Annotated in this window: 24 protein-coding genes; 6 read left to right on the forward strand and 18 right to left on the reverse strand. The window is 42.5% G+C overall.

Going from position 1 to position 23,730, the window contains the following annotated elements; genetic code table 11:
* Positions 1–117 precede the first annotated feature (117 nt).
* The 12 genes from ICV01_RS07280 to ICV01_RS07335 all read right to left on the reverse strand — a co-directional run bounded on the left by ICV01_RS07280 (position 118) and on the right by ICV01_RS07335 (position 13,508).
* Entirely contained in the window at positions 118–759 is a 642-nt protein-coding gene (locus tag ICV01_RS07280; RefSeq protein WP_215287017.1) for a hypothetical protein, read from the reverse strand.
* Positions 760–934: 175 nt separating this feature from the next.
* The gene (locus ICV01_RS07285) at positions 935–1,909 is read right to left on the reverse strand and encodes a nucleotidyl transferase AbiEii/AbiGii toxin family protein (protein WP_251369336.1); all 975 of its coding nucleotides are present in this window, start codon (positions 1,907–1,909) and stop codon (positions 935–937) included.
* Positions 1,876–2,520: a DUF6088 family protein gene (locus ICV01_RS09100; protein WP_251369337.1), complete on the reverse strand. Its 645-nt coding sequence runs from the start codon at positions 2,518–2,520 to the stop codon at positions 1,876–1,878. The genes ICV01_RS07285 and ICV01_RS09100 overlap by 34 nt, the downstream gene beginning before the upstream one ends.
* Before the next feature lie 611 nt (positions 2,521–3,131).
* On the reverse strand, positions 3,132–4,418 hold the full coding sequence (locus ICV01_RS07295; protein ID WP_215287019.1) for a DUF6161 domain-containing protein: 1,287 nt from the start codon (positions 4,416–4,418) through the stop codon (positions 3,132–3,134).
* A 41-nt stretch (positions 4,419–4,459) separates the two neighbouring features.
* Positions 4,460–7,555, reverse strand: a complete 3,096-nt coding sequence (locus ICV01_RS07300) for a type I restriction endonuclease subunit R (protein WP_215287021.1) — start codon at positions 7,553–7,555, stop codon at positions 4,460–4,462.
* A 2-nt stretch (positions 7,556–7,557) separates the two neighbouring features.
* Positions 7,558–8,826 (reverse strand): restriction endonuclease subunit S, encoded by a 1,269-nt coding sequence (locus ICV01_RS07305; RefSeq protein WP_215287029.1) that lies wholly within the window; start codon positions 8,824–8,826, stop codon positions 7,558–7,560.
* On the reverse strand, positions 8,816–10,363 hold the full coding sequence (locus ICV01_RS07310; RefSeq protein WP_215287031.1) for a class I SAM-dependent DNA methyltransferase: 1,548 nt from the start codon (positions 10,361–10,363) through the stop codon (positions 8,816–8,818). Before ICV01_RS07310 ends, ICV01_RS07305 begins: the two co-directional genes overlap by 11 nt.
* A gap of 215 nt (positions 10,364–10,578) precedes the next feature.
* A complete protein-coding gene (locus ICV01_RS07315; protein WP_215287033.1) occupies positions 10,579–10,998 on the reverse strand; it encodes a hypothetical protein in 420 nt (139 codons plus the stop codon).
* A 71-nt stretch (positions 10,999–11,069) separates the two neighbouring features.
* The gene (locus ICV01_RS07320; protein WP_215287035.1) at positions 11,070–11,393 is read right to left on the reverse strand and encodes a hypothetical protein; all 324 of its coding nucleotides are present in this window, start codon (positions 11,391–11,393) and stop codon (positions 11,070–11,072) included.
* Between the two features lie 18 nt (positions 11,394–11,411).
* Positions 11,412–12,101 carry an AAA family ATPase gene (locus tag ICV01_RS07325; RefSeq protein ID WP_215287037.1) on the reverse strand — a complete coding sequence of 230 codons (690 nt, stop codon included), beginning with the start codon at positions 12,099–12,101 and terminating at the stop codon, positions 11,412–11,414.
* Positions 12,102–12,164: 63 nt separating this feature from the next.
* Positions 12,165–13,205 carry a hypothetical protein gene (locus ICV01_RS07330; RefSeq protein WP_215287039.1) on the reverse strand — a complete coding sequence of 347 codons (1,041 nt, stop codon included), beginning with the start codon at positions 13,203–13,205 and terminating at the stop codon, positions 12,165–12,167.
* A gap of 54 nt (positions 13,206–13,259) precedes the next feature.
* Complete coding sequence (locus ICV01_RS07335; protein WP_215287041.1) at positions 13,260–13,508, reverse strand: hypothetical protein; 249 nt, start codon at positions 13,506–13,508, stop codon at positions 13,260–13,262.
* Between the two features lie 205 nt (positions 13,509–13,713).
* On the opposite strand from ICV01_RS07335, the gene ICV01_RS07340 reads away from it, so the two are divergent.
* Complete coding sequence (locus ICV01_RS07340) at positions 13,714–14,598, forward strand: hypothetical protein (protein WP_215287043.1); 885 nt, start codon at positions 13,714–13,716, stop codon at positions 14,596–14,598.
* Between the two features lie 8 nt (positions 14,599–14,606).
* Here ICV01_RS07340 and ICV01_RS07345 read toward each other — a convergent pair whose 3' ends face one another.
* Positions 14,607–15,179, reverse strand: a complete 573-nt coding sequence (locus ICV01_RS07345) for a site-specific integrase (RefSeq protein ID WP_215287045.1) — start codon at positions 15,177–15,179, stop codon at positions 14,607–14,609.
* A 236-nt stretch (positions 15,180–15,415) separates the two neighbouring features.
* Here ICV01_RS07345 and ICV01_RS07350 point away from each other — a divergent pair, with 236 nt between their 5' ends.
* The 4 genes from ICV01_RS07350 to ICV01_RS07365 all read left to right on the forward strand — a co-directional run bounded on the left by ICV01_RS07350 (position 15,416) and on the right by ICV01_RS07365 (position 17,422).
* Complete coding sequence (locus ICV01_RS07350; protein ID WP_215287047.1) at positions 15,416–15,664, forward strand: DUF2188 domain-containing protein; 249 nt, start codon at positions 15,416–15,418, stop codon at positions 15,662–15,664.
* A gap of 743 nt (positions 15,665–16,407) precedes the next feature.
* Positions 16,408–16,851, forward strand: a complete 444-nt coding sequence (locus ICV01_RS07355; protein ID WP_215287049.1) for a DUF6641 family protein — start codon at positions 16,408–16,410, stop codon at positions 16,849–16,851.
* A gap of 59 nt (positions 16,852–16,910) precedes the next feature.
* Positions 16,911–17,057 (forward strand): hypothetical protein, encoded by a 147-nt coding sequence (locus ICV01_RS07360; RefSeq protein ID WP_215287050.1) that lies wholly within the window; start codon positions 16,911–16,913, stop codon positions 17,055–17,057.
* Positions 17,058–17,059: 2 nt separating this feature from the next.
* Positions 17,060–17,422: a DUF6876 family protein gene (locus ICV01_RS07365; RefSeq protein ID WP_215287057.1), complete on the forward strand. Its 363-nt coding sequence runs from the start codon at positions 17,060–17,062 to the stop codon at positions 17,420–17,422.
* A gap of 1 nt (position 17,423) precedes the next feature.
* Here the strand turns inward: ICV01_RS07365 and ICV01_RS07370 are convergent, their stop codons facing one another.
* On the reverse strand, positions 17,424–18,056 hold the full coding sequence (locus tag ICV01_RS07370; protein WP_215287059.1) for a hypothetical protein: 633 nt from the start codon (positions 18,054–18,056) through the stop codon (positions 17,424–17,426).
* A 69-nt stretch (positions 18,057–18,125) separates the two neighbouring features.
* On the opposite strand from ICV01_RS07370, the gene ICV01_RS07375 reads away from it, so the two are divergent.
* Positions 18,126–18,590, forward strand: a complete 465-nt coding sequence (locus tag ICV01_RS07375; protein WP_215287061.1) for a hypothetical protein — start codon at positions 18,126–18,128, stop codon at positions 18,588–18,590.
* 113 nt (positions 18,591–18,703) lie between these two features.
* Here ICV01_RS07375 and ICV01_RS07380 read toward each other — a convergent pair whose 3' ends face one another.
* Genes ICV01_RS07380 through ICV01_RS07395 form a run of 4 tightly spaced genes read right to left on the reverse strand, consistent with a single transcriptional unit; the run spans position 18,704 to position 23,617 of the window.
* Positions 18,704–19,669, reverse strand: coding sequence for a DUF2971 domain-containing protein (locus ICV01_RS07380; protein ID WP_215287063.1), 966 nt, complete (start codon positions 19,667–19,669; stop codon positions 18,704–18,706).
* A gap of 29 nt (positions 19,670–19,698) precedes the next feature.
* Complete coding sequence (locus tag ICV01_RS07385) at positions 19,699–21,105, reverse strand: hypothetical protein (RefSeq protein WP_215287065.1); 1,407 nt, start codon at positions 21,103–21,105, stop codon at positions 19,699–19,701.
* Positions 21,106–21,159: 54 nt separating this feature from the next.
* A complete protein-coding gene (locus tag ICV01_RS07390; RefSeq protein ID WP_215287067.1) occupies positions 21,160–21,678 on the reverse strand; it encodes a hypothetical protein in 519 nt (172 codons plus the stop codon).
* Between the two features lie 13 nt (positions 21,679–21,691).
* Positions 21,692–23,617 carry an AAA family ATPase gene (locus ICV01_RS07395; protein ID WP_215287069.1) on the reverse strand — a complete coding sequence of 642 codons (1,926 nt, stop codon included), beginning with the start codon at positions 23,615–23,617 and terminating at the stop codon, positions 21,692–21,694.
* Positions 23,618–23,730 lie beyond the last annotated feature (113 nt).

Consider the following 23,730-nt stretch of genomic DNA (forward strand, 5'->3'; position numbering starts at 1 on the left):
GGCAACGGCATAAATAAATACTGTATTGCCCCAATAAATTTCTATAGATCAATTGGGTTTAGAGTCATTTTTGTGGGGATTTACTACTTACCAACTATAGAAAAAAAGCTTGGTTATTTAGTCATCTAAACGGCAATTACCATCACCGTCATAGTCAAGACAGACGATTTCTAAACCAGTACCACCTTTAGAAACTTTTCGAGACTCTTCTATGATGTCGCTATTCACTTTTGATGTACGGTGAATTTCAGATAACACCAATGCAGCAGTAATATCGTTACTAGATAACTTTGCCAATCTAATGGATTCAGTATCAATAACTCTATATGTATTACCTCCTACTGCTGTTGGCGCCACATTGGAACCCGTTGCTCCAGTGTTAAAGATCACACGACCCTCAGAAGCGGTAAAGGTATAAGCGCTTGTTGACTGGCTGGTACCGATATCAATTTGATTCGCCGTATATTCCTGATTACCTAAAGTTGTCACATCACCCGAAATAGTGACCGTCCCCAAATAACGCGCTTGCATGATCTCTGAGAAAATCGGCGGCGTGCCGGCTCTCTCTTGCTCCCCCGTCACAACAGTAAAGGTTTTAAAAGCTTGGGCAACGCCCAAAAACTCAAGGGGCGATGAATAATCGTGGACCTGATAACCGGCAAATTCCAACAACCCTTTTAAGGTCGCACGCATAGATTCATCATCTTCAATTAAGAAGATGTGTTTTGCACGATTAGAAATGAGAAATTGATTCGCCATAAATGTCAGAAGTTGGTTTGATTTTATTAAACCACATACCTCTAGGCAATTTATGTTCAATGACAATATTTATTACTTAAACCCATAGCCAATTTTTGATAAATTTCGAAAACAGCTAATTATTCCAACGCCAAAAAACTTTGTGATTAGTAAATTCTAAAAAATTAGAGATTGCCTACAAAATTTTTAGATGTTCACTAATTCGATTTATCAAATCAGAAAAACTTGGCTGGCCTTTGTAATATAGGCTAGCTACTTTTTGATATTCAGACTCAAATAACTTTCTGTCTTCAATATCAGCCAAAAGAAAAGCTGGATTCTGAATAATGATCAAATTATCTGACCTAGAAAACCTCTCCCTCTTTCTAGCTTGATACCGATCAGTTTTAATAAACTCTAGGACAGGCTGATAACCCAAAAGGCAATATACATCGTAGTAATGTCTTAAAAAATTCTTAGGAAACCCCTTGCCGTCTTTGTACTGGCGATACTTTGTAGAAATAGTTTGTAGCTTTTCCACAAAGGTGTACTCAGGCAAATAACACAAGACATTTTTAACCCTATTGTCATCAATATCTTTAACATACTGAACCGCATAATCATATGCCCATGATGAAATATCTACAGGTTTGTTGGGCGCCGTATCGTCAAAGCCGAGCTCCAATAACACACCATCCTTTAATCCACGCAACGATGGTGTTGCAGATGGGTAATTTAAGCGAACCCCACCACTGCGCATTTTTTCTTCATCATCAAATGCATGGTCTCGTACTACATCTTGTATGCCAGAAATTTTCAAGTTGCTGGCAACCCAATCGTAATATTCAAATCTAGATTTTATGTGCGCTTCTTTATCTTGATTTTTACCAACCTTAACATTCATGCCTGTTGGCGGTTCAATGCGGATATCAATATCTTCAGAAAAACGATGGATTAGCCCAAATCCTTTTGATAGTGAAGTTCCACCCTTCAATTCAAATGCAAATCCTTGTTGCTTCAATCCCCACAAACAATGCATGATCCAATAGTCTTTTTCAACCAAGGTGGGATCAATATTCATTGCATCCGATACTGTCGCAATCAGATCTTTGAAATTTTTATGGTCATGCAACAGCATTAAGCGCTCACTCTTTGGAGGTGATGCAACCAAGACGAAAACCGCTTTTTAGTTCTTCCTGCACCATAAGCACTAACCATTTTTTGCAATTTACCAGTTTCAAACTTATCTAACTGCTTCTCTGCCATAGCCAACACATCGCCTTGATTCTCGGCAAGGGAGTCAAGGTTATTTAATAGATCGACCAACAAGAACTCTTTATCTACTTTTTTGGGAAAGTTCGGCTTTAACCGAAACTCAAAACTTCTATTACCCAATTTAAAGACACCGTGACGTTTGTGGTTATACACAACCATCTTGTTATATAGTTGGGTTGTTCCTAGACCCAAAGAGTTATAACTATTGGGCGAAAGTAATAAAAAATTTTCATCTTTTAAAAAAGCTCCTACTAACTCACTATCTTTAGGAGGCACCCTACCAAATGCTGAGGATTTAGGTGCGTAATATAGCCCTTGAGCAAGTTTCTCTAAATCACCCGCATCAACCAATTGCCTTAAATGGCGGTCAATCGCACTAGAGCCGACTAGAAGATCCTCCCTTCTATAGACATGGCCCTTTTTTAAATGCGAACGAAGTCTTCCCAAAGCACTATCTTCAGATTTAGAACGTTCATTTAAAGAAGGTTTAATTAAGTTATTTTGCATGATTTTTAATTAAAATTTCATGCATTTTAACACACAAAAAACTCAATAACAGCCCCAAAAAGCTTCATATTTTGTGAGATAAGGCTGATTATTTATATAAGCATTTATGTAGTTAAAACCCAATATTTTTAAAACTGTTGTATGAGCTTAGTTTGTAAAAATATTTAGGGTAGCGACCCAAATACCCCATTGCGATAAATAATTTTTTGCAGATTACTAAAGACTACTTAAAGTGACTCAAAAAAATACCAACCCGAAGGTTGGTATTTCCATTACTGGTGGGCCCTCGCGGACTTGAACCGCGGACCAAAGGATTATGAGAAGAGCAACCCCTACCTAAGCCTTATAGAATATGGCTTAGAAGCACTTTAAGTAAAGTGTAGAGGTGAATGTAGAAGCTCTTTTTGAAATTATTAGATTAGCTTTTGCAACACAATAAAGCACTGCAACTGCATGTAACAAAAGTGTATCACTACAAAAATATAATGAACAAATCGTTTAAACGATTTGCATACTTTTATATTCAAATTCGCGTTCGTTCGCTTTTTCTGCGCTTCAAATCAAAAATATATAACAATACGTTTGAAACGATTTAAATAACGCAGAGAATGTCATTTACCACTTAACTTTGTAAGCCATTCCATTGCAGTAGGAGGCAAGCCCTCGTCCTTCACTATGCCATCACCCGTTGGTCTAAAAAGCGCAGCAAGGATTGTTCCAATATTATCTTTACCTTCAAATGAACCATCACGTATTAAGGCAAGATACGTTTTAGCCATAGTGACACGTTCAGCCGCATCATTCTCAAGGTGAATATGACTGAGGAAAATTCGAACAAGCAAGCGAATAAACCAAAACGCCAAGGTCACAAGAAGAATGTAGGCTCCAATCTTCCACGTTGCCAAGACATCAAGTAATGGCGACAACGTACTAGAGGCAGTCGCTGTTGCAACTGTGCTTCCTAGCTTTGCATTGGTTGCACTTGAGGCAACAGCGGCAATTCTTGTGTCTTCAATCATTTGCGCTACACCACGCAACTCCCAAAACAGTACACCTCCAAATGCGACCATACAAAGTGTCAATCCGATGAATGACCACTTAGCCCACTTGCCATGTTTCTTTTGCTTCTCCTCCCAGTAACTAACTGGAGCTGCCAACGCCATATACGCATCATATGTAGCATTCAGCTGTTTAAGTTCTTCTGCTGTTGCTGTTAGTTGAGCAGTCCATTGCGAATCACGTTCAGTTTGAGCCTGTTCAAAGCTCTCACCTTGTGCCGCAACCTGATTCGAGACACCTAAATTTAATGCAGTGAATTCAGCAACTTGGGCGGCCTTTAACTGCTTATGCTCATCCAATAACGTAGACATATCACCAACAAGCCTTTTCAAAGCGGCACCTTCAGATTTCACACGATCTTTTATGCCGCGAGAAAAGAGTTCAAACTCAACAAGAGCTGGGATAAGTTTAGAAAGTGGCGCTCCGTTTAAATCTTGGTCGAGCAAATACGATGTTATTAACCCAGCTTCAACTGACCTACCCCCATCTCGCAAATCAAAAATGTATTTTCCATAAGAGCTATTTGGCAAAAGGAATGGATATTTTCCAAATAACCGTTCTAAAGCCTTCCCAGCCTCAGACTTCATATGTTCATTATGTTTTTCATTATCTTTGTGCTGTTCTGCACTATTTAAGTTATTCGTAAAATTACTTACGGCGTTCCATATGACAGCCCATGCGGTGTTGGTTGGATTGGTATTCTGTTGAGAAATCCACTGCCAATCATTTCGTTGCTTAGATACCCAAGCATTTACCTCATCATAACTAGACCAGCTATAGATTCCACCTTCTTCGCCAAAGTTAGCCGTCAGGTACGATGTAGCAGTAGGTTCACTCATAAATTTTTAACCATCTTCAAAGAATTAGTTTCAGCACAAAATTAGGCAGCATCAACCCATTCATCTCCAAGCGCCTGGACTTGTTGCAACACTAACTCAACAGCTCCATCTTGTTGATCTGGTGGGTATTTGTATTTTCGCAAGATACGTTTAACCATTAGACGCAAGTTGGCGCGGACGCTTTCACGCTCCGCCCAATCTACTTTGATATTTTGACGTAGGTTTTCAGTCAGCTCATGTGCGATCTTCTTGAGTATCTCGTCATTGAGTTCACGAACTGCTGACTCGTTATTTGCAAGCGCATCATAAAACTTAACTTCATCATCCGTAAGTCCTAGTTGCTCCCCCCGACTTGAAGCTTCTCGAAACTTCTTAGCCATCTCTATAAGTTCTTCCATCACCTGCGCTGTCTCAATAGCGCGGTTTTGGTATCGTTGAATCACATTGGTCAGCAGGTCACTAAACTTTTTCTCCTGCACCACATTACTGCTGAATCGGCTTCTGATTTCACCTTGCAACAAACGCTCAAGCAGCTCAACAGCTAGGTTGCGTTCAGGGATGTTTTTAACCTGCGCCAAAAACTCATCGTCCAGCAGTCCAATGTTTGGCTTGTCCAAGCCCACAGCATCAAAAATATCTACTACGCTATCCGACACCACAGCAGAGCTAATAATTTGACGAATCGCTAAGTCACGCTGCTCATCTGTCTTACGCTGTGCAGTTATGTCACGCTTTGTCAGCAAGACTTTGATGCCCTGCATAAACGCGACTTCTTCGCGAACAGATTTGGCTTCATCTAATGTGCAGCACAAGGTGAATGCCTTGCTCAATGCAACTGCCGTATCGGCAAATCGTTTCTTGCCATCCTTTAAGCCAAGCACGTGGTTAGCTGCACCAGCCAACGTTTTGTGACCAGCCGCCAAAAAGTTGCTGTAGTCAAAGCCGTGCAGCATTCCGCGCAATATGTCCAACTTCTCGGCGAGTATGCTGTAGGCTTCGTGGGCATCAACTGTTGTCCTACCCCGTCCGCTGCTGTTCGTATATTCCTTCATCGCGGCTTTTAGCTCGTTGCCAATGCCGATGTAGTCCACGACCAAGCCACCTTGCTTATCCTTGAACACGCGATTAACCCGTGCAATGGCTTGCATCAGGTTATGCCCTTTCATCGGCTTATCAACGTACAGTGTATGCACACAAGGCGCATCAAATCCTGTCAGCCACATATCGCGAACGATCACCAACTTCAACTCGTCGCCTGGGTCTTTAAACCGCTTCTCAAGGCGTTTTTTGGTTTTGCCATCGTAAATATGGGGGCGCAGTAAAGCCTTGTCACTTGCCGAACCAGTCATCACGATTTTTATTGCGCCTTTTTCGGGGTCTTCATCGTGCCAATCAGGGCGCAGCTTGACGATTTCGTTGTAGAGGTGAACGCAAATATCGCGGCTCATTGCAACAACCATTGCCTTGCCAGCCATTGCCTTGTTGCGCTCTTCAAAGTGCGCAACCAAATCAGCAGCCACTTGCGCTACACGAGGTTCAGCACCAACAACCCTCTCCAATGCGGCCCACCGGCTTTTGAGTTTGCTTTGTGCGCTTTCCTCTTCATCCTCTGCAAGCTCATCCACTTCTGCATCAATAGTGGGCATCTGCTGCTCATTGAGCTTCAACTTGGCAAGCCGTGATTCGTAATAGATTGCAACAGTTGCGCCATCTTCTTTGGCCTGTTGCATATCGTAAATATGGATGTAGTCACCAAACACTGCGCGAGTGTCACGGTCTTCACTACTTACGGGAGTGCCCGTGAAAGCGACAAAGGTTGCGTTTGGCAAAGCATCACGCAAGTGCTGTGCATAGCCAGCTTGGTAACGTTCTTCACCCGCCTTGCCCTTTAGCTTGGCATCAAATCCGTATTGAGTGCGGTGCGCTTCGTCCGCAATCACCACGATGTTGCTGCGGTCGGACAAGACAGGAAACGTGTCCTCGTCTTCGCCCAGCATAAATTTTTGAATAGTTGCAAACACAATGCCGCCCGATGGACGATTGGCAAGTTTTGCACGTAAGTCTTGACGAGTGCCAATTTGAACTGGTTGTTCACGCAGCAAGTCTTGGGACAAGCTGAACACGCCAAACAACTGTCCATCCAAGTCGTTGCGGTCAGTGATGACTACAACTGTTGGGTTTTCCATCGCAGCAGATTGCATCACCCTTGCAGCAAAGCAAGTCATCGTGATGCTCTTGCCACTGCCCTGCGTATGCCAAACAACGCCGCCCTTATGTGAGCCATCGGGACGTGATGCTTGCACAACTTGTTCGATGGCTGCACGTACAGCGTGGAACTGGTGATAGCCAGCAATCTTTTTAACCAGCTTGCCATCATCCTCGAACAGAACGAAATAACGCAGGTAGTCAAGCAGGTACTCAGGGGCTAACAAGCCACGCACTAATGTCTCAAGCTCTTGAAACTGTCCAAGCGGGTCAATTGTTTTGCCATCAATCGTGCGCCAAGCCATAAAGCGTTCAGCATCAGCAGACAACGAGCCAAGCAGGGCTTCCGTACCGTCGGAAATTACCAATACCTCGTTGTACTGGAATACATCAGGTATTTGCTCTTTGTAGGTTTGAATTTGGTCAAACGCTTTCCAAATGTCAGCGTTCTCATCGGCGGGATTCTTCAACTCCAGCAATACCAACGGCAAACCGTTCACAAACAAAATAATGTCAGGGCGGCGTGTGTGCCGTGCGCCTTTAATCGTGAACTGATTGACTGCAGCCCAATCATTTTTGGCAGGCGTTTCCCAATCAATCAAGCGCACGAAGTCTCCGCGAGTTTCCCCGTCTTTTTGGTACTGCACGGGGACACCGTTTACCAACAGCTTGTGAAAGTGCCTGTTAGCTGACAGCAACGATGGAATGCCAAGGTCTTGCACTTGCCTAAACGCATCTTCACGTGCAGCAAGTGGAATGTTTGGGTTTAAGCGGTTAATTGCCTCACGCAAGCGGAATGGCAGCAGCGTGTTCTTGTAATCAGGACGCTCAGGAGTTGTCCCATCAACGGCAATCTCATAGCCATTGAGCAACGTGTAACCAACGTCACTCAGCCAGCCTAATGCCTCTTGTTCAAGTTGGTCTTCGGTCATAGTTAGGCTATTGCCTTTTCTAGTTCTACTTCTGCGTCAGCAATATGCAGCTGCCCCGAGATTAAACGTGGCAACAAGGTGTCACGTAACGCTGTGAGTGTGCTTATATGTTTGCGATTTGAAATTATTAGGTTATGAGTTGGAGCAACGATCGCAGCGAATTTTTGGTTGATTTGGGAGGATGGAACTATCAATCGTATTGACTTTAAATAACTAACTGGTCGCGCAATTGATGGAACACCGACTTGAGATGTGTTTGCGAGCAACTGATGTTGACCCGCTGCAGACTTGAAGTAATAAACAATCCATTCAGGGCTTATAAGTGAGCTGTTGCAGCGAAGAAAAAATTGCCGTTGTGAAAGAACGTATTTGTTGTATTCGGAGTCAGCGTGAAGCAAACTAACTTGACCAATACTACCTGCGTGCGTGAATATCACATCACCAGCTTGAACACAGGATTTAGACAGTCGCTGTGCGTGTTCTAAAGTTATGAAATTAAAAGTATTATCTTCAACAAGCAGTTGTTTCAAATGCTGGCCACTGATTACAGGAATACCTGATTCAACGAAAGTCTCTACCTTAATGTTCGAACCGAACGGTCCCATACCAACTCGTTCAGAAATTTCCTCAACAGTACTAATTTTCCAACCCTTCGGCACTAACCCAAGCTCAGTCTCTTCAAACCCATCAGGAAAAAGTGCAGCAGTTGCAGCATCAATACCTTCGGGTAACTTGCCTTCTACCTTTGCACGAACAGGGTCAAAGTCCACGAACCAAGACTTGAACAATGCTTGGGCAATGGCTTCTAGGGTTTGATTGGTTTCGCGCAAGAGTGCGATGCGGTCGTCAAGACTACCCAACATTCCTGAAATTGATTTTTGTACTGAAACTGGAGGCTTCGCTACACGCATAGGATGTAAATGGTTTCGGTTTAGTGTTGGCACTCCGCTTCCAGCATTCATCGAGCTAAAGTCGATTGACTTCAAAAGGTAATAACAATACCTAGGGTCATTTCCTTTGAAATCTTTAACCCAAAGCGTTGTATTCAACGGCCAAAAGTCTTGGGCTACGAATTGACCGCCGCCAATACTCCCGCTTCTTCCAATCACAACTCCGGGAGCTTTAACTGGTGCTTCATTGTGAAAGCCAACAACTCCAGTTGAAGCAACAATTGGGTGCTTGCCCCCTTTTCTTTCTTGAACAGGCAAGTCCATACCTCTTTGCAAGGTCAATACATCACCAAGCGTTGAATCCTCCCATTCAGAAGTCATAACCTAGACCTCCAAGCTTTTGCTTAATCACTGCATCAAGCTCAGCACCTTTAGCCATCTGCTCACCTAGCTTTTCTGTCAGCTTTTGCATCTTGTCGGCAAATGCTTCATCGTCGTCTTCCACTTCTTCTGCACCTACATAGCGCCCCGGAGTGAGCACGTGTCCGTGAGATGCAATTTCAGCTAGAGGGACGCTGCGACAAAAGCCAGCAATATCTTGGTAATCGCCACCTTCACCACGCCAAGCAGCAACAGTTTTTTCGATGTTGCTAATCACCTCATCCGTAAACTCTGCTTGCACACGGCTAATCATCGACCCCTGCTTACGCGCATCAATGAACAGAACTTCACCTTTGCGTTTGGTTTTTTGCTTAACCAAGAACCACAAGCAAGCTGGAATTTGAGTGTTGAAAAACAACTGACTAGGTAATGCAATCATTACCTCAACAACGTCCGCATCAACCATTGCCGCACGAATTGCGCCTTCGTTATTTTGGCTGGAACTCATACTGCCGTTTGCAAGCACGATGCCTGCACGTCCAGCGGGCTTGAGGTGATACAACATATGCTGCAACCACGCATAGTTTGCATTGCCCTGCGGTGGGTCGCCATACACCCAACGCGGGTCGCCCATTAAGCTCCCGTGCCACCAATCGCTGATGTTGAACGGTGGATTAGCGAGGATGTAATCAGCACGAAGGTCAGTGTGTTGGTTTTTCGTGAATGTGTCAGCTGGCTCACGACCAAGATTGAAGTCGATGCCACGAATAGCCAAGTTCATCGCAGCAAGTCGCCACGTTGTTGGGTTGGCTTCTTGCCCGTAAATGGCTACGTCACCAATCTTGCCACCGTGCGCCTCAATAAACTTTTCACTCTGCACAAACATACCGCCCGAACCACAGCAAGGGTCATATACCTTGCCCTCGTGCGGAGACAGAACAGCAACCAATGCTTTAACAATTGATGCTGGCGTGTAGAACTGTCCGCCACGCTTGCCCTCTGCATTGGCAAACATACCGAGGAAATACTCATATACCTGCCCAAGAACATCACGTGCAGCACTAGCGTTGTCGCCAAAGCCAATAGTTGAAATCAAGTCAACCAGCTCACCCATCTTGCCGTCTGGTAGCTGTGCTCTTGCATATCGCTTGTCAAGAATGCCTTTTAGCTTAGGGTTCTCTGTCTCGATAACAGTCAACGCTTCATCAATACGTTTGCCAATGTCGGGGGCTTTGGCAGCTGCACGGATAGCTTCCCAACGTGCAGATTCAGGTACCCAAAAAACGTTCGCAGCTGTGTAGTAGTCACGCTCTTCAAGCTCAGCAACAACATCAGCATCACTTGCATCAGCGAGGTAGTATTCATCCTTTGGATCACGCAAGCGCACATTCAACTCCTGCTGCTTTGCCGCGAAGGTATCAGAGATATATTTGACAAAAATAAGACCAAGGACAAGATGCTTGTACTCGGCAGCATCCATATTTGCCCGCAATTTATCGGCGGTCGCCCAAAGAGTTTTCTTAATATCGTCAAGCATGAGTGAGCTTTTTAAGTGATTAATTTAGCTCATTATCGCTTAAAAAATATGAAATTTAGTAGCAATTTTGCTGATTTGAGTCTCGGAAAAATACCCTTACACCCCAATACTCATAATCCTCAAATTTAACGAGAACTCTTACAGGTTTATCTAGCTGCAGAAAACAAAAAAGCCGGCAATCCATTAAGAATTACCGGCAAATCGTTTAAAACGAATTAGTGATTGCGTCTTTGCACCGCTATGCCTTTAATCAGATCGGGCATTCCAATACGAGCAGCCTCTTTTGAATTGAGCGCTTTACTACTATAACTATCTGGGTGAACCAATCTAATAGGATTACCAAAAAGATAGCAATCTAATGTAGCCAGCTCAACACACCCATCGCAAAACTTAGCCCACCTTGTGTTATCCCCGATAGCCTCATCAGGATGGTTATTAAAGTATTCATCCTCTTTCAATAAGCTCAGCTTCACCTCATTAAAAGTTAATTGCTTTTGCATTTGCGACCACAAATGCAGCCCATCATCACAATACCCCTTTAGATAACTTTCCACTGTTACCCCATTAGTCATCACAACAGTGCTAATTCCATAATGCGGCATATATAAAGCACTTTTTGCCTTGCTTTGTTTCATATTCTCTCCTTGTACCAATAAAAAAGCCTGCACTGTGTTAGCTGCAGGCACCAAATCGTTTCAAACGATTTTTAGATGGGTGAAGCGATAGTGGTTCCGTCAATAGCGTTGACAGAATTCCAAAATGACAAACAGCGCACTAAATCTGAATCCATGCACTCTTTTTTGCAATTTCCCAGCGCAATACCAGCCTCTAAAAAACTCAGCCGTGAGTCACTATCAAAAAATATGCCAACACTGATAACCCTATCCTTCTCAACGTATGAAATTTGGACATCTTCTACATCAGCATCATTTGCAGCGCACTCCAAAATTTTCTCCATCGCCAAGATGGTGTCGTTTGTATCGTCACCTTCTATAAATTGAATATTTAAAGTTGCCAATTGAATTGCCATACCATCTCTCCTTATAAGTTAAATGACTACAGATTTATTTGCGTAGTAATGCTTCACGATTTGCTTGCAGCCGTTTAGTACCCCACGACCACTACCTCTACAAACTGCTGCCAGATCAATCAACACTTGATCTGGAATTCCCAGTACGCCGTAATAACTCAACACTTTGCCCATAACAGGGAGCCAATGACTGCTTGGTGCTGCTGTAAAGTCCACCACATGACACCGATCCATCACTGCGCGGTCGATTTTTGACAAATTGTTTGTTGTTAGTACAAATACTGCAAATCGTCCGCCTGCATTCATCGCCGTTTTGAGCGATGGCATGTGTGCGCTAGTTAAGTTGTCTACCTCGTCAAGCACAAAGTAGTGAAACGCATCAATTGGTGTGAAATTGGTGCGATTGGTAATGTCTGAAATAATTTTTGCGTGATTAGACGTAGTCGAAATATCGTAATACTGTGTTAACTGCGCATCTTGTCCGCTATGCACTTGCTCAATCAAATCAGGCAATATTTTTGCCAAAGCACTCTTTCCAGTCCCCACATCTCCGTACAACAAAATCCCATTTTTACCCGAGCCGGGGAAACCACCATCTTTAGCAATACAGGCCTCAATCGTCTGCTTTGCCTTTGTATCTTTAAAAACCACATCACCCAATGTTTTAGGCTGAAATAGTTCATCAAAATTACTAAAATTAACACTCATATAGCCTCCAGAAAAAAATGCTACAAGGCGCGTGGCCCTGTAGCAATCTGTTTAGTTAAAAAATTACTCAGCCATTGCCGCTGCTTGCGCTGCCAACTGATCAATTTGATCGGCTTCTTGCGTGTGCTCTTGTTCTTCTTGCCCATTGCCAATAGCTTCTTTGCTAGCTTTATAAAAAGCCAACAATGCTGCATCGACCACGGCTTTGTCGCTCAGACCGGCACGTACCGCATACTTACCACCTGACAACGGCGTAGCAATTAACACAATGCTGCCCGCGGTTGCGTCCACGTTTTGCGCCAGCACTTCACTATCGAACACGGCAATCTCTCGCGCATTAGCCCATTGCGTTGCTTGCGCCAACTTTTCGTCACGCGATAACACTGCTTGTGCGCTTGCACTTGTTGACTTTTTGCTTTGCGCATTTGCTAGGCGCATTGCTTGCAAACCACCGCACTCTTGCACATACTGCTCAAAGCTACCGATCAAGCAACCGTTTTTTTGTGCATAAGCAATAGCCGAGTAGTAGCTATTAATTTTTTTAGCATCCGCACCAACAAATACACACATTAATAACTTACTTAACGTATATGTTTTGCTGGTTACATTGATGTTGCGATCGAGCATATATGCGTCAATGCGATTAACAATGCGCTTTTGCTCTTTTATGCTTTGCTTTAAGAACTGAGCATACTTGTCGTGGCATTTACCAACCATACCGATTAAAAACTTATTGCTGCGTGCCTCTGCGACCTGCAGCTCGCCTACATGACGACCATATTCTGCTGCTAGCTCATCTAGCTGCTTTTCAATATCGCCCATGCGTGGTTCGCCAATTAACGACTCGAATGCGATTGGCTCAGCAGGACCAGTGCCATCACTGATGTATTGCGCTCGCACGTCGTACCAACCTGTCTTTTGGTTTACGCTAGCCTTTTCGAGATCGCGCAATATCTGCTGCGCCTCCTCAATCTTGGCCTGCTGCTCAGCAGATGCACCGCTAACGGTGATCTCTGCACCAGTAGTTTTTGCAAACTCTTCTAAGTTGATTGCAAAATTTGTGTTGATCGAATTTGTGTTTACTGCTGCTTGGATATTGTCCATATGCTTCCCTTATGTTTGTTTGAAAGTACTGCGTTATTTGTTACTTGTTTGCTACTAGTACATTTTTGAAAGAGCCATCTCGTCGTCATTGAGTTCTGCAACATATTTGCGGTACTCGATAACGCCGCCCATTTCTTCCCAAAAATTTGTTTCCCACTGTGTTTCGCGATGAAAATCGCTTAATGCCAAACCAAAATCTGTTACCAAGCTAGCTTTGCGCTTTACCGTTTGCTGCTCTTGAATTCGCTTGCTATCTAGCAAATAGCAAGATTGTTTTGTTGCTGTTTCTTGAAAAAGCTGCATACATCCCCCGTTGCATGTAAAAAACTGCATTAATAAATGCCGCACAGCGCCTGCACTTAGCAAGTGCTATGCAGTGTTAAAACTGCTTATAGGTGTGGCTAAGTTGTTAAAGAACGGCAGCATTGCTGCGATATAGGTGATTACAGCAAGAATTCATTAATGTTAAAATTCACGCTAGTTTGATAATTTCTATTTGTTAACATTTATGGCAAAAAAACCTGTACCATTCGATGCGCATTGGGACTTAGAAGGTGTTGATGTGGTCGCAAACTGGCGCTATCCGCTCATCCTTCCTTACATCACACAGAGCCCGAGCTTTATTGCGGTCACCAAAAAACATAGAGGGCTCAAAGTTCCAAGGGCTGAACTACCGAAAGACGAAAAACTGGTTTTTGAGGTTGCCAAGAAATTTGGGCTTTTAAATGTTGAATATGGCTTCGATGATTTTTTCAACATTAAGTGGTGGAATACCACTGGAAAACATCTTTATGGCACAAAACACGCCATACCCGACATTGAGCAAAAACTAGTCAAGGCAGGTCAGACCCAGACAGTTAAGGTTACAAGCGAAGAATCACCAACTATCGTTCTGCAAATTCCGACCAACTTAACCGCGACAGAAGCGATTAGCCGCATACGGCAAATTTTCTATATCAACAGAGAGTTATTCAATGTAGAGTTTGGAACGCCACTGCCAGCAAAATATGACTCTGAATACAAACTAGAACCCAGCAAGCTGCGCAAAGATACTGTAATTAAAGGTGCCAGTGCTATCGCGATGTACAGAGAGGGAATGCCACTATGGAAAATTGGTAATCAACTGAAAATAAGCCCCGATCATCTAATCAAAGATTCAGATTTAGATATGGATCAAGATAAGCTAGCCGAACACAAGAGAGTTCTGAGTATCATGGCATTGCGACTTGTAAAAACCGCCCTACTAATTGCAGAAAATGCTGCCCGAGGACGATTTCCTCTAGATAAACCCTTTCCGCAAGCCAAGCTTAAGAGCTACAAGAGACCAGCTGGGAGACCTATTGGATCAAGGCGACCAAAACGAATAAGCGTGACCGAGTTCAAATCGTTTTAAACGAATTACTAGATCAGCTCTACTGCTTTGCGCTTTTGATCATCGTTGCAGTCTATATAGTGCTGCACGCTAGATAACTGTCTGTGCCCTGATAGCCCCATGATCACCCTGACCCCAACTCCCTTAGCAGCTAAGTTAGTAATAAAGCTGCGTCTACCTGAGTGGCTACTTGCCCCTGGGATCGCTGCCCTTTGATATAGATAGTGAAAAAACTGGGTAGCGGTATTGGCATTAAAGCCATCACTACTTTTCTTCTGGGAATAAAACAGTTTTTCTTGGGGGTCTTTTGGGGTGTAGAACTTGATATAGGCGGCCAGCTCCTTTTTGAGTTTTTCACTAATAAAGACCGTACGGGCGTAATTGCCCTTGGTTTGCTCTGGGCGCAGCATTATCTCGTTTTTAATTGCGCCTTCTGCATCAACAACGTCTACAAAGCGCAAAGACGCCATTTCTGCAACACGTAGCCCTGCGTAATGCGTAATAAGCAGCATCGCCCTATTTCTAGCTGAATGCTTGCGTGTAGCTATGTGATCTAAAACTCTACGTAATTCTTGTGGTGTTAATGTTTTTGCTTGTTTCATCTTGTAATCTCCCTAAATCAAATAAAAGTCACACATTCAATGTAATTTCTTATTTGTGTGAAGTCGACCTAAAAAGGCATACAAGTATTTAGTGCAAATTCATCAATGATCACAATGGTTTAGAGATGATCAGCAGGCAAATATAAGGTTTTACTTATTTGCTTATATTCAAATTAATTTTTATCAAATTTAGATTTAATATCTATACTAATAACAGCAATTTTTAGGGGACACTTATGGCGACCAAGAACTCAAGATCAGTTTTTAAATCTCAAGATGGCTCATGGGCAAACAAAAGGGATGGAGCAACAAAAGCTGCCAGTAAACATGCCACCCAATCAGAGGCTGAGAGGGCTGCAAAGGAGATGCTATTTAGATCTGGCGGGGGCGAGCTTAAGGTAATGGGGCGAGATGGAAAAATTCGCAGCAAAGATACTATTGCACCAGGGAATGATCCGAATCCACCAAAAGATAAAGAACATTGATTGGATCATTAATTGTTCAAACATTCATTAGCGAGCTTTAGCTCGCTTGTTTCCTCGCTCTCGCTCGAAACACTTTTCTTTCTTTTAATTTAAGAATCTATTCTTTTTATCTTTTCTTGACCTCTTTCACTAGGAAGCTCAAGCCAAGCCCCTTTAGGCTTGACTTGAAGCAAACCTTTCACTGAGGTCTTGCGATCAACTGATATACGCACAACTTGTTAAACAAGGAAGGCAGGTTTTGCGATCTCCTTTTATGTGCCGCCGTACGCAACTAATCTGCGCTCTATATCAAGGGAGCATATGCAAATTAGCTTGTGGGGTTATTTCATTGGCTTTCCCACTCACTTTCAGCCTGGACGAATTACTTCGACATTCAGCCTACGTTCACATATTTCTACGTTACCAACTATATACAGCATTGCAAACGCTACTACCACATAGGGGTGTCGTTTAAAGCATCCAACGAAAATCGTTGGGTAGTGCAATGAGGCCAGATAGTAAGAGATCCGAATTGCTATCCGTCACACATCAGAACGGGTTTCGCAGCACTATTCCTTCGGCGTGCCAACCTTTGCCTTACTTGTATTTCTTATGCTTTTATTTAGCAAAAGTAATTTCTTCATTGGTATTTATGAAATCCTTACAAAAACCAGGAGATCTGTTGTTTTTCCATGCCTATTTAGGTCGACTCCGTACAAGGCCATCTATAGATTGAAGACTCCCAAACAACAAAGGAGTTTTAAATGTCAGTTCTAACAAGTCTTAAATTAGTAACAGGTAAACGCCCAGTAAGCGCAAGCCCAATCGTTTCACGCAGAAACAAGATGGCCAGCAAAATTGCTGAGCAATTGGCACTTTGCGAAGCCCAAAAATCAGGGCAACAATATCAACCCAAAGTCACCCGCACCTATACAAACAAGCAAACGGGTGAGCGCATGACTGTAGATGCCGTTAAGCGTGTACGTCAGTGGTTTTACATCAGCCCCGAGGGCAAGATTAACTTGACACTCAAATACGGCAGCAAAGTATTGCCTCTAAACAAGAAAGGTGCCAATGCGATTGAACTTGCTACAGGCGATGAATTGATTGCTACGTTGAAAAATCTACAAGCCGCTGTACTAAACGGTGATTTAGATGAAGCAATTAACGAAGTAAGCGAGATGACTCGCAATTCGTTTAAGAAATGATGACCCAGGGCTAGCTTGCAATCGTGCATCTAGCCCATTTTTACTTTTAGGAGATACAAATGAATACTTACTCAGCTTACGTACGTGCAAATGGTTATGTGGTGCAAACTCGTATTTGCGCTAACAATATGGCCGATGCAATCTTTTTACTTAAAGGGCAATATGGTGCAGACAACTTAGTTCACTTGCCCGTGCAGGTTAATTAAGCATGTCAAATACTGAGTTTGACGCTGCAATGCTTAGCCAATTTACAGGTACTGAGCACTATTACCGTATCAGCCCCAGCACTGTCATTACAGATGGCTGCAAATATCTAGCTGATGAAGCTGAGGCGTATTGGCTAATGGATGCCATTGCTAGTTATTTGCCTCAATTTACGGGACGTGAGGAATTTATATCAGCCAAGCTCACTGTGACAAGAGGTAGTGCCGAGCTAGTGTTAGATAACGGCAATGGCAAAGTGCTTGATCGCCAGCATATCCCATTTACCGACTTTCCTTTGCCCGCTATCACCCTATACGCTTGCTGGGGTGGTGATTTTTGGGTGCTGCTACTGCCCAGCGAATATTGATTCAAAAGCTGGGGGCTGCACCTAAAAGCTCACGTTTCTGACGGCATTCGTCAATCTGACTCACCCATCCTGAGGCCTCAGGAATTGGATCAAGCTCATTTGGAGCAAACATTCCGGCCCTCTCGCCTATGGCGGTGTTGCGTACCAAATCAAAAACCGCAATTACACACCTCATTTCATAACGAAGGATTGCAATCTGCTCGTATAGCCAATTTAAGGATTGGGGAGTTATAAGCACCTCTTCAATATCACCAGATCTAGTAATGCGACTGCATATAGCATTTGAAGAATCATATATGCGGGAATGGACAACTGCATTTCTACAATTCTTCAAATCGCTAAACGCTTTTGCTGATGCTCGAATAGACGCAATAAATGCTTCCGGTAAGCCCCATTTATCTGCAGCCTGTCCAACTTGCCTAACTTTCTCATCCAATCCTCTTTTTGGAAGATCATCTTGCAGACATTCAGCCGGCAACTCTTCACCACTATACAAGGCGCAATCGAGCATAAATTCCAGCTCATTCCACACCATCACAACAGCGCCGATACCAGCCAACTGATCACTAGAAAAATCTTTCTTTACATCTTGCTGCGAACTTCCAGATCTTGATTGAGGTGCAGGTCTTAGCATTATTAAATTCCAGTTAGCTTTGTATTTTTTAACTCTACCTTAAATAAATATAAGAAATGGAGAGCCCCAATGAGATTAAATGAATTTTTAAGTAATGATGAGTGGATTCGTTTGCAACGAATTATGTATGCAAGCGTCTGGGAAGCATTAAATGCTTATCAAAAACAACGTGCTGCGCAGTATGCCCCCAAGCCCCTAGCTACTAAATTAAAACCAGCAACAACTAAAAAGGCACGTGCCCTAGCTCGCAAAGCAAAACGTCCTGCCCAAGTTGCAGAGCCTAAGCCCTTGCCCAAACCCAAGCAGCAACCCCTGCCTACTGCACCTGGCACCCCAGCGTATCAACCAGTTAAAGCACCCACCCCGCTACCCGCTGGTACTAAAACTGTGGCCGCAAGAAACCAACCCAAGCCCCCACCACAAAATGCCAAATTACCGCCCAGTATGCGCGAATTGCCAAGCGGTCTAGTAGCCATGATTCATGCCAAGTCCGATCCAATAGTTCAGAGGAATATAGACAAAGAACGGGGCTAGAGAGCCGGCAGAGCGGTTATCTTGGGGATCTATATAACGCAGAAAAGTGCGCTACCGGCACGACAGAGGCTATGTGAAAATGGATACCAACTGTTTGCTAGGCAAGCGTTAAATTACACTCGGACCGGGATTCCTGAAACTGTCACTTTTTGATTTGGCTTTGCAACCCCAAGCTCAGTCAACTTATGTACAAAGGCCTCTCGAATACTATGCGGGTATTTCGTGGGCCCAATAATCACCTGCTCCAAAAGATCAGAAATCTCTACGCCTCGGATTCCCTGATCGGCATGATTCTTCAACGGAACTTTATGTACCAATTGAGGAATTCCATGAACAACTTCTACACTCCTAGGAACAAATGTTGATGCACTTTGCAATGGAGCATGTACTAGCCTCCACTCTCGTTCCTCATGAAACCCAGGATGTTTAGAAGAAACTGACATGGTCATCAACATTACATAAATTGAACTAACAATTAATTGCCTATCCACGGTCTTCAAAAATTCCTGATTATTCTTAATGTTTTCCAATATCCGGCCAAACTCATCTTGAAAATCAATTGAGGTTCTGTATTCAACAGGCGTGAAAAAGACATTTAATGGCAATGCAGCATAAGGCGTCGGGAATTTGAATATCAACGCAACTCCATTCACCCCTTGAGTGAAGCCCCTCCACATCGACAATCTTCCATGTTCGCCCTCATTAGCATCATGCTCAGAAAAGCAAGCTATATAGGTTGCGTTTTGAATGCTATTCCACCACGCATCAAAATGTCTAATGCCATCCTGACCTAAATTTTCATCCAGAAAACTTAACGCCTCATTGAAATTCTTTCTGTTTTCTTCCAGAGAAAAGTGACTATGCAAATGGTGATAGCCATACTCAACTTCGGAAAAATCTTGCATCGCACGAGCATTTCTTAGCCATAACTCTCCATTCTTAAGAATGCTTAGCGCATTTTCAGCGGACGTGTAATGAACTAATTTACCTTCGCCATCCACCATCTTCTTTTGTCTTGCTGAAGCGCGAGGAGAAAATATGCCATACAAACGTTCAACTTGATCCATGTTCAATTGCATTTATTTTTTCCTCTCACAAAACGCGATACTCAAGATTTCTTTTTCTCAGCAACTTCTTCCTGCTGCTTCTTAAGTTTTTTCGACTGATATACCTCGGGTACATCAATCTCATGAAACAGGGCTTGCCTAGCTTTTGGTGCACGAACGTTTTCAGCAATAGCCTCGCCAGTAGCCCGATCGTAGTGCTTGGCAATAATCCCAGGTGAATTACCCAATTGCAAAGCAATGTCTCTGAGCGGTACCCCATCAAAATTTAGTACAGCTGTCGTGTGAGCACTGCGGAAGCTATAGAACACCCTTTTTTTACCTGAGTTAGGGTCATACAATAAATTATGCTCATCCAAAAAGCGATCAAACATATGATTGCTCGTACCCAGCTTGCCACCACTTCTAGTTCTAAATACATAACCCGGGTCGTTATTCTCGGTAAGCTTCTTAAGGGTTACCTCAGAATCAGGGTAATTACGAGCCACAATCTCTTTTAATACTTTGAATGTTTCATCAAAGCCATTAACGTTACGATCCTTGGTCTTGCCATAAACAGAAAGTATCACTGTTGGCTGCCATTCAATCGACTCAATTAAATTACCTTCCTCATCATATTCTTCGATGAGCTCATCCTTCTTAATATCTTCAATCAAAAAGCCATCTTCATCAAGCTCTTGTTTCGGTGCATCAACAACCCTCACCTTGTACTTGATGTTTTTCCACTGCAAATCAAGCAGCTCTTTACCAGGGCGAGCACCCGTATCGATCAAGATACGCACATAGTCATACAACAGCTCTCTTTGCTCTCGCTTAGCTTCTGATCTTCCCCGCTTAATCCAATCAGGGAAGTTAGCCAAGATGGCGTTGATTTCTTTCACACTGAAAGTGGCGTAGTTTTCACCCTTGCGCCCTTTGGTTTCTAACTCGGGCTTATTCACCCTGGTCATAAACCCACGCAAGATAGCTTCTTCAAAGATGTAATTCAGCGTAACGTTATGTTTACGCACCGTACTATAAGCGGGCTCTTTGCCCATTAACTTAGCTCGGTCTTCTTCGTACTGCTTTAAAGCTGCGTAATCAATCTTGTCGATATTCTTATTACCCAGACAAGGAATCAAGAAGTCATCAATGATGCGTTTGTAGACATTGTAGGAAACGGGAGCTTCACCCTTTTTAGCCTTGTCATCCATGCGCTGCTTGGTTAAGCGAGCGATATCTTTAAATTTCTTGGTAACTACAGGAAGGTTGGCTTCTTTTTTAAGTTCGGCGATACGCTTGAGATCTTTTGCCCGTTCAATGGCTTTTTCACGATCACGCAATTTTGTGGAAGCTATTAACCACTTACCATCCACCTTGTAACGGCACTGCCAAACAGTACTCGTTGGGCGCTTATAGAGAATAAGCTCACGCGGGTAGATTTCATAGGTGCTGTCGAGCTTTTCAGGCATCACAACACTTTAAATTTTTATAACGTTTACGTCAACGGATTTTGTAGAAGCAAATCAATTGATATTTAAAACTAAATGGGCATTAGGGATTAATTTCTGAAACCATGCCAGGTTGTCGGCACAAACCATAAGCGATATGATCTCCGCCCCCATATACCTAGCCACCGTCAACCTATGCTTGCCGTCACATACAAGGGCAAGGCCATTTTCATGGGGGCACAAAAAAATAGGTGACAACTTGATTTCTTGCGCCCAGCATTCAATTACTTTTGCAATATTTGCGGGGTTATGTCCTTGCGCCCCAGACTTCCATAAAGTAGTAGCTTCGTAAACTTCGGGTCTATGTAAAGCACTCCAGACATCACTAAAGTTCGCACTAAAAATCACTAGTCCAGCACTCAAAACTTCCTTGGATAAATCGTTATAACTTATTGACTCATGAGAATGATCCCAAATAGGATTTACTTTTGGAGTAGATTTCTTATACCCTTTAACAAGCTTACGAATGCGAGAATTTTCTTGGGCAATGGCCGACTGTCTATCAATAAAATCTTTGATTTCGTCCTGATTCATTCGCTTGTCTATTTCAAGAAATTTTTGACTTAATAAAATCTACGACGTTTTTGTACTTTTCAGAAATATTTTTCAACTCACAATCATTAACGAGTTTTAATTTATATGAATCAATGAAAGGGTTGATAAGATCCCTTTCAATGCCCTGTTTGTGCAATATGCTCTTAAGAAAATTTAATTTACCGACCTCAGGAAAGGTTATATCCGCTAGATTCACCTTTATGCCAAGCTCAATGGCATTTTCAGAAATTTTTTGAAGAAAATATTCATCAGAATAAAAATCTTCAATAGTTTCAGGGATCTGATATTCAGGATTACCAAAAATATCGGCATAAGTTATCCACTCGCCATGCCCATGAAACTTATTATGTTCATCTCTGTATTGCAGGGCAGTCTTATCTGAGTCACTAAGGATCAGGAGCTCTCTATTTGCAACCTGGAACATAGGAGTCAAATTCTTTATCAACTTAACGCCCTGTGAAAAACAAGATCCAACACGACTAAATTTGTCTCGAATGGCTTTACTTTGGCCGCTTATGTATAGATCAAATATTCTTTTATCCTGCCAACCCTCAAATAGAATATTTTTTTCGGAAATTACTTCAAAAATAGATGCTCCTAGTGCGCTATATAAAACTTCATCCTCATAAAGCCTAGACTCTTCACTCCCTTGATACACCTTTGTAATTTCCGATGCTTTCTTCACAACAAAATTTGCATCGTAATCTTTTTTATTAATCATATAAGGAGAATGCGTCGCTATAAAAACAGCATTTGTTTGAGCCATCCTAAGAAGCTCATCTCTTAGATTTTTAATACCACTTGGATGAAGGCTAATTTCTGGCTCATCAAATAGGAGAACCATGTCTTTCATTTCACCATTTTTTACTTTTGCAGAAATCAAAAGCAATAGTGAAACAAATCGCTTAAATCCATCGCTCCTATCCTGAAAACTGAAGTCGGTTACATCATCAACAACCGATATAGTCATCAAAGATCCATTCGGAGTAATTTCCAATCTCACATCTTTGTAATCACGCCATATATTCTTAAGATATTGAGTGGCCGCCGATGATACTTTTTTTAACACAGCTTTAAATTGATGTTGACCAAGAATTTTTTCTCCAAGAAGATCTTTCTCTAAATCAGAAATTCCTGCCAACATGAAAATACTCTTTAATGGCGCACAACTGTCAGGGTTTTTAGAAAATGCATCAATATCGATTTCACTTGGCAATATGTTAGTTGGGTCGAAGTTCCACAACAATGCTTCTGGCAACAAATCTTTAGCCAAAGCAATGATTGCCCCACCAACAATTATGTTTAACTTCTCTGGAGTTAAAGGCTTAATCCAGGCATCGGATCTATTTTCTATCGAATTTAATTCAACAAGGTCAACGGTACTTGCCTGAACTTCAACGCCATCGTCTATTTTTTTGAGCTTGGACTCCCCATTAATTTCACTTTTTTCTATATACCCCCACTCCCCTATTATTTTTGCTGTTTTAGGGAGCTGAAAATACTGCAGAGTCTTCTCCTCGGAAATGATATTTGCCTTATATTGCAGCCTACCTTTTGCATTAAAAAAGTCTTGCAAAGACAATTCTTGCTTATCTCCCAGCGAAACTATCAACTTCCCCGAAGCCGGCTCAATAACATTTAATTTTAATTTTTTATATGCTTCATTAATTTCATCTTCATTCATTTGAAATATAAATTTGACGAATGATTCATCTATTATTTGGTCTGGATCTGCGCTCATTCGACAATCTTTTCTAGATATTTTCGAATTGCTTGCCAGCAAATTGATGGCCTTCAATATATTTGATTTTCCAGACTCATTCATGCCAACAAATACACTTGTCACGCCGTCCCTCACTGAGAGAGACAATGTATCAATACTTCTATAGTTTTTTATGTCAATATTAGTAAGTTTCATTTTTATATTTCCACTCTTTGTGACTTAAGTTTATTCTAATTTCTATAAAAAATATGCTCGACATCAAATCCGTACCAACTTCAAATACACAGCCCATTAGATCAAGCAAATGG

The organism is Polynucleobacter sp. MWH-Spelu-300-X4 (assembly GCF_018687515.1).
Lineage (GTDB): Bacteria > Pseudomonadota > Gammaproteobacteria > Burkholderiales > Burkholderiaceae > Polynucleobacter.